This window comes from Streptomyces sparsus, from assembly GCF_054776295.1.
Genome location: NZ_BAAHCA010000080.1, coordinates 1 through 11,092, shown reverse-complemented (window position 1 = coordinate 11,092; position 11,092 = coordinate 1). Strand labels below are relative to the sequence as shown.

Genomic DNA, 11,092 nt, shown 5'->3' with positions numbered 1-11,092 from the left:
GTGCGGCCGTCGGCCCCGCGCACTCCGGGTGCCGCCTCACGCCGTCGCCGCGGGTGGCGTCCGTCACGGTACGGGTGGACGGCGGTCCCGGACCGATGGCGGACAATGGGCAGCATGCCTTCCGCACCGCCCGACGGCGAACCGATGCCCCGGGACGGGGCACTGCCCGCCTCCGCCCTCGCCGGGGCCGCCGCCCGCCCGCTGGGCTTCTACCTGCACGTGCCGTACTGCGCGACCCGCTGCGGCTACTGCGACTTCAACACCTACACCGCCTCCGAGCTGCGCGGCTCCGGCGGGGCTCTCGCCTCCCGGGACAACTACGCCGAGACCGTCGCCGCCGAGATCCGCCATGCCCGAACGGTCATGGGCGACGACCCGCGCCCGGTGGAGACGGTGTTCGTCGGCGGCGGCACTCCGACGCTGCTGCCCGCCGCCGACCTGGGCCGGATGCTCGCCGCCCTCCGGGAGCAGTTCCCGCTCGCCGACGACGCGGAGATCACCACCGAGGCCAATCCGGAGTCGGTGGACCCCCGCTATCTCGACGAACTGCGGTCCGCGGGCTTCAACCGGGTGTCGTTCGGCATGCAGAGCGCCCGGCAGCACGTGCTGCGCGTGCTGGACCGCACCCACACCCCCGGCCGCCCGGAGGCCTGCGTCGCGGAGGCCCGGTCGGCGGGCTTCGAGCACGTCAACCTCGACCTGATCTACGGCACCCCCGGCGAGAGCGACGACGACTGGCGCGCGACCCTGGACGCGGCGGTGGGTGCCGGCCCCGACCACGTCTCGGCGTACGCGCTGATCGTCGAGGAGGGCACCGGGCTGGCCCGGCGCATCCGCCGCGGCGAAGTGCCCATGACCGACGACGACGTGCACGCCGACCGCTACCTGATGACCGAGCAGGCCCTCTCGGCGGCCGGCTTCCACTGGTACGAGGTGTCGAACTGGGCCACCTCGCGGGCCGCGCGGTGCCGCCACAACGAGCTGTACTGGACCGGCGCCGACTGGTGGGGCGCGGGCCCCGGCGCGCACAGCCACGTGGGCGGCGTGCGCTGGTGGAACGCCAAGCACCCCGGCGCCTACGCCCAGGCACTCGGCGAGGGCCGGTCGCCGGGCGCCGGGCGCGAGGTGCTGAGCGCGGAGGACCGTCGCGTCGAGCGGATCATGCTCGAACTCCGGCTGGTCGAGGGGTGCCCGCTGGAACTGCTCGCCCCGGCGGGCACGAAGGCCGCCCGGCGGGCGGTCGCCGACGGCCTGCTGCGTGAGGATGCCTACGCGGACGGACGTGCCGCGCTCACCCTGCGCGGTCGCCTGCTGGCCGACGCCGTGGTCCGGGACCTGGTGGACTGAGCGGTCCGGCGCGGAACACCCAGGGAACGCCGAGCGGGGAACGCCGAGAGCCCCCTCTCCCGGGGAAAGGAGAGGGGGCTCTCGGTGTGTCCTGCTGTGTGCGCCGCACCCGCGTGGCGAACGCAGGCCGCGTGCAGCGCGAAGGTCGACTCGTCCGGTCGGAGCGGCTGATGAGAGGGAGCCGCCTGCCCTACCGGTTGCGGGGGACGCGAACGCCCCCGCGGATCACTTCTGCAGAGCGGTGACCGACTTGGCCAGCGCCGACTTCTTGTTGGCGGCGTTGTTCTTGTGCAGCACGCCCTTGCTGACGGCCTTGTCGAGCTTGCGGGACGCGACGCCGGCGGCGACGGTGGCCTTCTCGGCATCACCGGCGGCAACGGCCTCGCGGACCCGGCGGACCGCGGTCTTGAGCTCGGACTTGACCGCCTTGTTGCGCTGGCGGGCCTTCTCGTTGGTCTTGATCCGCTTGAGCTGGGACTTGATGTTCGCCACGAAGGAGCCTTTTCAGGTTCGGAGATGGTGTTCCGTGCCGAGCCGCCGTTGAGAAGGCGGGTCAGGCACAGTCGCTCAGGGTACCAGCAGGCCTGCGACCCTCCCAATCGGGAGCGGACCGCCCGCCATGGGAGCATGGAGGGGACCCATCGATCCGCAGCCATGACCCCGACAGGACCCCGCGTGCCCGCGACCCCCTCGAACGTGCCGCTGCCGAGTCGTACCGACCCGGCGCTGATTCGCAACTTCTGCATCATCGCGCACATCGACCACGGCAAGTCGACCCTCGCCGACCGGATGCTCCAGCTCACGGGAGTCGTGGAGCAGCGACAGATGCGTGCCCAGTACCTCGACCGCATGGACATCGAGCGTGAGCGCGGTATCACGATCAAGTCCCAGGCGGTGCGTATGCCGTGGTCGCCCACCGAGGGCGAGGACTCCGGCACCCCGCACATCCTGAACATGATCGACACCCCGGGCCACGTGGACTTCACCTACGAGGTCTCCCGTTCACTGGCGGCCTGCGAGGGCTGCATCCTGCTGGTGGACGCGGCCCAGGGCATCGAGGCGCAGACTCTCGCCAACCTGTACCTGGCGATGGAGAACGACCTCACGATCATTCCCGTCCTCAACAAGATCGACCTGCCGGCCGCTCAGCCGGAGAAGTTCGCCGCCGAACTGGCGCACCTCATCGGCTGTGAGCCGGAGGAGGTGCTGAGGGTCTCCGCCAAGACCGGCGAGGGCGTCGGCGCCCTGCTGGACGAGGTCGTCAAGCTCGTGCCGCCGCCGGTGGGGGACAGGGACGCCCCGGCCCGCGCGATGATCTTCGACTCGGTCTACGACTCCTACCGCGGCGTCGTCACCTACGTGAAGGTCGTCGACGGCAAGCTCGGCAAGCGCGAGCGCATCCGGATGATGTCCACCGGCGCCACGCACGAACTGCTGGAGATCGGCACCAACTCCCCGGAGATGACCGCGGCCGACGGTCTCTCCGTCGGTGAGGTCGGCTACCTGATCACCGGCGTGAAGGACGTCCGCCAGTCCAAGGTCGGCGACACCATCACGCACCTGCACCACGGCGCCACCGACGCGCTGGCCGGCTACAAGGACCCCAAGCCGATGGTGTTCTCCGGGCTCTACCCGCTGGACGGCTCGGACTATCCGGAGCTGCGCGACGCGCTGGACAAGCTCCAGCTCAACGACGCGGCGCTGGTCTACGAGCCGGAGACGTCGGTGGCGCTCGGCTTCGGGTTCCGGGTGGGCTTCCTGGGCCTGCTGCACCTGGAGGTGGTCCGGGAGCGGCTGGAGCGCGAGTTCGGCCTCGACCTGATCGCGACCGCACCGAACGTCGTCTACCGGGTGGTCATGGAGGACGGCGGGGAGCACATCGTCACCAACCCCAGCGAGTTCCCCACCGGCAAGATCGCCGAGGTGCACGAGCCGATGGTCCGCTCGACGCTGCTCGCCCCGAGCGAGTTCGTCGGCGCCATCATGGAGCTGTGCCAGGCGCGGCGCGGCACCCTTCAGGGCATGGACTACCTGTCCGAGGACCGGGTCGAGCTGCGCTACACCCTGCCGATGGCCGAGATCATCTTCGACTTCTTCGACGCGTTGAAGTCCAAGACCCGCGGTTACGCCTCCCTCGACTACGAGCCCACCGGCGAGCAGTGCAGCGACCTGGTCAAGGTGGACATCCTGCTGCACGGCGACAAGGTGGACGCCTTCTCCGCCATCGTGCACAAGGACAAGGCGTACGCCTACGGCGTGCGGATGGCCGGCAAGCTGCGCGAGCTCATTCCCCGGCAGCAGTTCGAGGTGCCCATCCAGGCCGCCGTCGGCGCCCGCGTCATCGCACGTGAGACGGTGCGGGCCATCCGCAAGGACGTGCTCGCCAAGTGCTACGGCGGCGACATCTCCCGCAAGCGCAAGCTGCTGGAGAAGCAGAAGGAGGGCAAGAAGCGCATGAAGGTGGTGGGCCGCGTCGAGGTCCCGCAGGAGGCCTTCATCGCCGCGCTGTCCAGCGACGACAACACCGACACGAAGAGCAAGAAGTAGGCCGGAAGTCACGCCGTGGGCGCCCGGGTCGGACATCGCGTCCGGCCCGGGCGTCTTCTGTGTGGGCGGCCGTCCCGCCCGGGCGCCCTCCGCGCGCCGGCGCACCAGGCGGGCGCGTCCGCAACGGCAGCCCGGTCGGGTGCGTCAACCCGCAGCGGCCCGGTCGGTGGAAATCGCCGGCTGCCGCGTTTCCCCGGACGGCCGCAGCCCGTTAACCCGCTGAACGTTCATTACAGCGCGACGTCAGCACGACACGACGTCACCGTCACGTGACGTCACGTTGACGCAGCGAGAGCACGACGGAACGAGAGAGAGGGATGCGTGCAGTGAGGTACACGAAGGCCGCAGCGATGGTCGCCGGCTCCCTGCTGGCGGTGGGCGTCGGAGCCTCTCCGGCCGCGGCCGGCGACGGCACGCCCGTCCTGGAAGACGCACTGGCGCACGACGGCCCGGTCTGCGGGACACTGGGATCAGTGGAGGCCCCGACCGACCAGACGCACCTCGACCTGGGCGAGAACCAGCCCTCGTACGAGGCGGGGGCGGGCGGTGTACTGCAGGAGGCCTGCGGCTCCGCGGGAACCGTCAACCCGTTCGCGGACCAGGCGCGGGCGGCCGGCGGTACGCCGATGCTGGGCGGTCTGCCACTCGGGTGAGCGCCCGTGCGGTGACCGTGTGCAAGGGAAAATGACGGGCTCACGGCCCCTTACATCCCGGGGCTGTGGCCTTTACTCTGATCACCGCTCGAGAGTTACTCGTGAGTCACCCCCCAGCAACGCAGCGGGCCCCGGAGGATGTCGTGAGCGACACACAGTCCCAGATCGATAACCGCCCGCCCTCGGTGGCGACGCTCTTCCTGGAGCGGATCGAAGCCACCCCGGAGGGTGAGGCGTATCGGTACCCCGTGCCGGCAGCAGGCGGAACCGGTCCGGACGAATGGAAATCCTACAGCTGGGCCGAGGCCGCCGAACGCGTTTTCGCCATCGCCGCCGGACTGATCGACCTGGGGGTGGAGTCGGAGCAGCGCGTGGCGGTCGCCTCCAACACCCGGGTCGACTGGATCCTGGCCGACCTCGGCATTCTCTGTGCGGGCGCGGCCACCACCACCGTCTACCCCAGCACCAACGCGGAGGAGACGGCCTACATCCTGGCCGACTCCGACAGCCGGGTGCTGATCGCCGAGGACACCACCCAGCTGGCCAAGGCGCGCGAACGCCGCGCCGAGCTCCCCCAGCTCCGGCACGTCGTGCTGATCGATGCCGACGGTGAGGGCCGGAGCCACCCGGACGACCCCGACGGCTGGGTACTGACGCTCGACGAGCTGATGCAGCGCGGCAGGGCCTACCTGGAGAAGCACCCGGAGGCCGTCAAGAACACCGTCGCCGGGCTGCGCAAGGACCAGCTGGCGACGTTGATCTACACCTCGGGCACCACCGGCAAGCCCAAGGGCGTGCGGCTGCCGCACGACTGCTGGTCGTACATGGCCAAGGCCATCGCCTCGACCGATCTGGTGCACAGCGACGACGTGCAGTACCTGTGGCTGCCGCTGGCCCACGTCTTCGGCAAGGTCCTCACCGCGGGCCAGATCGAGGTCGGCCACGTGACCGCGGTGGACGGACGCATCGACAAGATCATCGAGAACCTGCCGGTCGTGCAGCCCACCTACATGGCCGCGGTGCCGCGCATCTTCGAGAAGGTCTACAACGGCGTCGCCGCCAAGGCCCGGGCCGGGGGCGGCGCCAAGTACAAGATCTTCCGGTGGGCGGCGGGCGTGTCCCGCGAATACGCCCGGGTCACGCAGGAGAACTTCCGCCGGACCGGCACCGCGTCGGCACCGGCCGGGCTCAAGGCCAAGCACGCCATCGCCGACAAGCTGGTCTACAACAAGCTGCGCGACGCCTTCGGCGGTCGGCTGCGGGCGTGCGTCTCCGGCTCGGCGGCGCTCGCCCCGGACATCGGCTACTTCTTCGCCGGCGCCGGCATCCACATCCTGGAGGGCTACGGGCTCACCGAGTCCAGCGCGGCGAGCTTCGTCAACCCCGGTGAGGCTTACCGCACCGGCACGGTCGGCAAGCCGCTGCCCGGGTGCGAGGTGCGCATCGCCGACGACGGCGAGGTGCTGCTCCGCGGCCCCGGCATCATGCAGGGCTACCACGGCCTGCCGGAGAAGACAGCCGAGGTGCTGGAGTCCGACGGCTGGCTGCACACAGGTGACATCGGGGAGCTGTCGGACGACGGCTACCTGCGGATCACCGACCGCAAGAAGGACATCTTCAAGACCTCCGGCGGCAAGTACGTCGCCCCGGCGGAGGTCGAGGGCCAGTTCAAGGCGGTGTGCCCGTACGTGTCCAGCATCCTGGTGCACGGCGCCGACCGGAACTTCTGCACCGCGCTCATCGCCCTGGACGAGGCCGCCATCATGGGCTGGGCCGCCGAACACGGCCTGGCGGGCAAGAGCTACGCCGACGTGGTCACCTCACCCGAGGTGCACGAGCTGATCGGCGGTTACGTCGAACGTCTCAACCAGGGCCTGCAGCGCTGGCAGACGATCAAGCAGTTCCGCGTGCTGCCGCGCGACCTGGACGTGGAGCACGGCGAGCTGACCCCGAGCCTCAAGCTCAAGCGGCCCGTCGTGGAGCGCGAGTTCGGGCACCTGCTGGAGGAGATGTATACCGGCGCCCGGGAGCAGTGACGGCCCCCGGAGCAGGACCCTGAACGCCGTCCCACCGCGGGGGCGGGCCCGGTGCGACACCGCCGGGTCCGCCCCCGCGGCGCTGCCGGGCACGCCCCCGGGCACGCGCGCGGGACGTCACGTCACGTCACGGAGGTTCGACGGCCGATACCCGGTGCTTCCACACCTGTGCGTCGAGCAGCGCCGCACTCCGCTCGGGTTCCGGGCCGCCGCCGCGGAACCGGGCGAGCGCGTCGTCCGACTCCCACTGCTCGTACACGTTGATGCGCCCCGGCTCGATCGGGTCGGCCGCCAGCACGAAGTCCAGGCACCCGGGCGTCTCCCTTGCCTGCTCGACGACGCGGCGGCAACCGGTCAGGTACGCGGACCGCTCGCCCGGGTCCACCCGGAGCCTGCCGGACACGATGATCACGTTCGCCCTCCCGTTCCTCGGCGTACCGCCCGGAGCCGCTGCACAGCAGCGGGGGCGGCCCTCCCGGGAACAGACGCCCCGGCGGCCGGAAAGTCATCGGTCGCCGTCCGCTCCCGATCCCGTTCCAGTGCGCCACCGCCCGTCGCGCATCAGCACCCGGCCCGGCAGTTCGTGCTCCTCCCGCCAGGCCCGCAGCGTCACCGGACGGAAACGCAGGAAGACGTAGTCCTCCCGGCCGCGCGGATCCCAGCCGGTCTTGGCCGCGAACGCACGGCCCTCGGCCTCCGTGGGCCCCTCCGGCCCGACCGGTTCCACGTCCGCCTCGATGTGGACGACGTCCCGGGTGTGGCCGGTGCCCAGCACGGCCCGGCCGCCGTCTCGCAGGTTCCGGGCCGTCGGCGTCGTCCTCCGGGTGCTCATCAGCAGGACGCCGTCGACGTGGACGAACGACAGCGGCACCATGCAGGGCCGCCCGTCCGGTGAGGACGTGGCCACCCACACGTCCAGGTCCGACTCCCACCGCTGCCGCACATCGGCCTCCCGCTGCCGCGCGGTGCGCGGCGGGGCCGTCCCTGTCTCTGCCATACCGGCACGCTAGCGGGCCCGGTCCCCGGGGCACATCGGGCAACGGACGCAGGGCCGGTGACCGAGGACGCCTCCGCCCGACGGCTGCGGTCCGACGGCTGCGGTCCCGTCCGGCGGTCCCGGTTCCGCCGCCTCGTCCTGCGGTCACGGTTCCGCCGCCTCGTCCCGAGGGCTGGGCGCGGCGCGTTCTCAGGCGGGGCCTACGGTTGTTCCAACCAGCCTTCGTGCTCGGCGACCAACGCCTCGAGCCGTTGCGCGTCGAGGCGACCGTCACCGTCCTCGACGACCACCAGCCACTGGGCGTCCTCGGCGTCGTCCTCACCGGCGAGCGCGTCGCGGACGAGCTGCGGCTCCTGCGGCAGCGCGAAGGTGTCGGTCAGTTCCTCGGCCACCTGCTCGGCGGCGTCCCGGTCGGGCAGTACCAGTACATGACGTGCGTCGCTCACCCGGCCATTCTGCCGGAACCAGGCCCCGGCTCCGAAGCGGCCCGGGGCCGCGCGGGCAGCGCACGGACGGGTAGCGCTGCGGAGCTGTCCGAGCGTCGTGGCATGCTGGGCGGCGATGCCCCCGAAAGCCAAGAAGTCCCGCTCGGACGATCCGCTGGCACCGCTCACCGTCGCGGTCGGCCAGGAGGACCTGCTCATCGACCGTGCCGTACGCGAAGTGACGGACGCGGCACGCACCGCCGACCCCGACACCGACGTGCGCGACCTCGCCCCCGGTGAACTGCAACCCGGCACGCTCGCCGAGCTGACCAGCCCCTCGCTGTTCGCGGAACGCAAGGTGGTGATCGTCCGCCAGTCGCAGGACCTGCCGGCCGACACGGTGAAGGACGTCAAGGCCTACTTCGCCTCGCCCGCGGAGGAGATCACCCTGGTGCTCGCCCACGCGGGTGGCGCCAAGGGCAAGGGGCTGCTCGACGCGGCACGCAAGGCCGGTGCCCGTGAGGTGGCCTGCGCGAAGCTGACCAAGCCCGCCGACCGACTGGCGTTCGTGCGCGGCGAGTTCCGCGCCGCCGGTCGCTCCGCGACCCCGGAGGCCACCCAGTCCCTGGTGGACGCGATCGGCGGTGACCTGCGTGAACTCGCCTCGGCCTGCGCCCAACTGACCTCGGACATCGAGGGCACCATCGACGAAGCCGTCGTCGCCCGCTACTACACGGGCCGCGCGGAGGCGTCCAGCTTCGCGGTGGCCGACCGGGCCGTGGAGGGCCGAGCGGCTGAGGCGCTGGAGACCCTGCGGTGGGCGCTGGCCACGGGCGTCGCCCCGGTCCTCGTCACGAGCGCGCTCGCCCAGGGTGTGCGTGCCATCGGCAAACTGGCCTCCGCCCCCGGCGGGATGCGACCGGGAGACCTGGCGCGGGAACTGGGCATGCCACCGTGGAAGATCGACCGGGTGCGGCAGCAGATGCGCGGCTGGTCGGCGGACGGAGTGGCCACGGCGTTGCAGGCCGTGGCCGACGCCGACGCGGCGGTCAAGGGCGGCGGCTACGACCCGGCCTACGCACTGGAGAAGGCCGTCGTCACCATCGCCGGGGCCGCCCGCTCACGCTGACTCCCTCGCCGTCCGCCGGAGCAGCCCGACCGCAGCACACGACGGTGCGCCGCGGCCCGCCGTGAGGGCTCTCCGTCGTGGCGACGTCAGATGTCGCCCTCGCCGCGGCTGGGCGTGTTCCCGCCCTCGCCGCCGGGCTTCTTCAGCGCTTCCAGCGTCGCGCGCGTGTCGGTCGTGAGCATCTCCTGGAGCCGGTCCTTGGTCATCCGGTCGGCGGAGCTGCGGGAAGTGATCTCGCTCCACTCCATCGTGGTTTCGACCCAGCCGTCCCGCACCGCCAGCATCGCCCAGCGCAGCCGGTCGTCGCGCTTGGCGCGGTCCGTGACCAGGTAGGCCTCCTCTCCCAGCCCGTCAACCGCCTCCACGCCGTACTCCGACGTGTCGCTCGACCGGCTCTTGTACGCCTCCATCCGCGCGGCGAACTCGCCTGCCGGGTCGGTCTTCTTGTGCCAGGCCGCCTGGAAGCTGACGTACGTCGTGTCGTAGCTGCGGGCGTTCGGCGCCTTGAGCCGAACGCTGCACTGGCTGGAGTCCAGCGCCTCGTGCCGTGCGTGGTATCCGGTCGGCCCGCGGCTGGAGTCCTCGGCGTAGTGCCCGCGCAGGGCGGACGTGTCCAGAGCCCCGCACAGGTCCTGGTGGTAGTGGTATCCGGCCAGGTCCGCCTCCGGCTCGCTCTTCAGCCCTCCGGAGGCGATGACGGCGGCGGCCCACACCGCCGAGGCCAGCAGGACGCCGCTGAGCCCCCAGGCCCAGCCGGGCAGCCCGGTGCGCGGCGGCCCTGCGGGCGGACCGGGCGGCACGCCATGGCCGGGCGGCGGCATCGCGTAGTTCCCCGCGGGCTGCGCGTAGGGATTGGGCGGCGACGGCTGGGCGTACGGATTGTGCGGTGGATCCCCCGGTATGGACATACAGGGAAGATACCGCCGGACGGTTCGTCCTACCCACTCGTTCGGGGGCAGGTGGCAGCAACCGCCGCCGGATTGCTCGGCGCCGCCCGGCCCGGACTCCGTGGGCCCGCCCCGCCACACCGGTGACCGCGACGTCCCCGTCGGTGTCGGTACGGAGCACGGCGGTGCCGCCGGAACGCAGGGCCCGGACCGTGGACGGCGCCGGGTGGCCGTAGGAGTTGCCGGCGCCGGTGGAGATCAGGGCCAGTCGCGGCCTGAGCCGTTCCAGCAGCGCCGGGTGCTGGTAGGCCGAACCGTGGTGAGCGACCTTCAGCACGTCCACGCGCGGCAGGTCGGGACGCTGTGCCAGAAGCTGCTGTTGGGCGGGCGGTTCGAGGTCTCCGGGCAGGAAGACGGTGAGCCCGCCGGTCTGCAGCAGCAGGGTGACGCTCGAGTCGTTCGAGCCGAAACCGGCGACGGTGTCCGGTGGCCAGACCACCTCCCAGCTCAGCCCTCGGCCGATGCGGCGCCGCTCCCCGGCCCGCGCCGTGACCACCGGGACGCCCGCCTCCCGTGCCACCCGGTCCACGAACGCGGCCTGCCCCGGCGTCTCCCGCACGGGAGACGTCTGGATGGCGCCCACCGCCCGCCCCTTCAACACCCCGGGCAGGCCCGCCACATGGTCGGCGTGGAAGTGGCTGACGATCACCATGGGCACCCGGCGGACCCCGAGCCGCCGCAGGCAGCCGTCGATCAGCACCGGGTCGGGGCCGGCGTCGATGACGAGGGCCGTGCCCGCACCCGCAGCCAGCACCAGACCGTCCCCCTGCCCCACGTCACAGGCCACGACCCGCCAGCCGGGAGGAGGCCAGCCGGTGATGACCCGGCCGAGCGGGGCCGGGCGCAGCACCGCCACCAGGAGCAGCAGGGCGCAGCAGCCGACCAGCCAGGGGTGCTGGAGCACTCGCCGGGCCAGCAGCGCGCATACGAGGGTGGGCGCTGCCAGCAGCAGCGCGCCCCACCAGCCGTCGGGCCAGGTGATCTCGGCCCCGGGCAGCGCGGCGCCCGTGC

10 protein-coding genes and 1 pseudogene are annotated in these 11,092 nt (G+C 72.0%); 5 read left to right on the top strand and 6 right to left on the bottom strand.

Going from position 1 to position 11,092, the window contains the following annotated elements:
• Positions 1–114: 114 nt before the first annotated feature.
• Positions 115–1,347, top strand: coding sequence for a radical SAM family heme chaperone HemW (gene hemW, locus ACYVE9_RS07340; RefSeq protein ID WP_461026916.1), 1,233 nt, complete (start codon positions 115–117; stop codon positions 1,345–1,347).
• 225 nt (positions 1,348–1,572) lie between these two features.
• Here the strand turns inward: hemW and rpsT are convergent, their stop codons facing one another.
• Positions 1,573–1,839 (bottom strand): 30S ribosomal protein S20, encoded by a 267-nt coding sequence (gene rpsT, locus ACYVE9_RS07335; protein WP_283992062.1) that lies wholly within the window; start codon positions 1,837–1,839, stop codon positions 1,573–1,575.
• A gap of 183 nt (positions 1,840–2,022) precedes the next feature.
• Here rpsT and lepA point away from each other — a divergent pair, with 183 nt between their 5' ends.
• The 3 genes from lepA to ACYVE9_RS07320 all read left to right on the top strand — a co-directional run bounded on the left by lepA (position 2,023) and on the right by ACYVE9_RS07320 (position 6,583).
• Complete coding sequence (gene lepA / locus ACYVE9_RS07330) at positions 2,023–3,894, top strand: translation elongation factor 4 (protein WP_461026915.1); 1,872 nt, start codon at positions 2,023–2,025, stop codon at positions 3,892–3,894.
• Between the two features lie 326 nt (positions 3,895–4,220).
• On the top strand, positions 4,221–4,547 hold the full coding sequence (locus tag ACYVE9_RS07325; protein ID WP_461026914.1) for a hypothetical protein: 327 nt from the start codon (positions 4,221–4,223) through the stop codon (positions 4,545–4,547).
• Between the two features lie 143 nt (positions 4,548–4,690).
• Positions 4,691–6,583 carry an AMP-dependent synthetase/ligase gene (locus ACYVE9_RS07320; protein WP_461026913.1) on the top strand — a complete coding sequence of 631 codons (1,893 nt, stop codon included), beginning with the start codon at positions 4,691–4,693 and terminating at the stop codon, positions 6,581–6,583.
• Positions 6,584–6,710: 127 nt separating this feature from the next.
• On the opposite strand, the gene ACYVE9_RS07315 is transcribed toward ACYVE9_RS07320, so the two are convergent.
• The 3 genes from ACYVE9_RS07315 to ACYVE9_RS07305 form a co-directional block, all read right to left on the bottom strand.
• Positions 6,711–6,986, bottom strand: a complete 276-nt coding sequence (locus tag ACYVE9_RS07315; RefSeq protein WP_461026912.1) for a putative quinol monooxygenase — start codon at positions 6,984–6,986, stop codon at positions 6,711–6,713.
• Between the two features lie 102 nt (positions 6,987–7,088).
• The gene (locus ACYVE9_RS07310) at positions 7,089–7,580 is read right to left on the bottom strand and encodes a pyridoxamine 5'-phosphate oxidase family protein (RefSeq protein ID WP_461026911.1); all 492 of its coding nucleotides are present in this window, start codon (positions 7,578–7,580) and stop codon (positions 7,089–7,091) included.
• A 200-nt stretch (positions 7,581–7,780) separates the two neighbouring features.
• Positions 7,781–8,026 (bottom strand): hypothetical protein, encoded by a 246-nt coding sequence (locus ACYVE9_RS07305; protein ID WP_461026910.1) that lies wholly within the window; start codon positions 8,024–8,026, stop codon positions 7,781–7,783.
• Positions 8,027–8,141: 115 nt separating this feature from the next.
• Between ACYVE9_RS07305 and holA the strand changes: the two genes are divergently transcribed.
• Entirely contained in the window at positions 8,142–9,134 is a 993-nt protein-coding gene (gene holA / locus ACYVE9_RS07300; protein ID WP_461026909.1) for a DNA polymerase III subunit delta, read from the top strand.
• Between the two features lie 86 nt (positions 9,135–9,220).
• Here holA and ACYVE9_RS07295 read toward each other — a convergent pair whose 3' ends face one another.
• Together ACYVE9_RS07295 and ACYVE9_RS07290 are read right to left on the bottom strand one after the other, a co-directional pair.
• Positions 9,221–10,042 carry a hypothetical protein gene (locus ACYVE9_RS07295; protein ID WP_461026917.1) on the bottom strand — a complete coding sequence of 274 codons (822 nt, stop codon included), beginning with the start codon at positions 10,040–10,042 and terminating at the stop codon, positions 9,221–9,223.
• A gap of 109 nt (positions 10,043–10,151) precedes the next feature.
• A pseudogene (locus ACYVE9_RS07290) lies at positions 10,152–11,092 on the bottom strand (ComEC/Rec2 family competence protein); the annotation flags it as partial.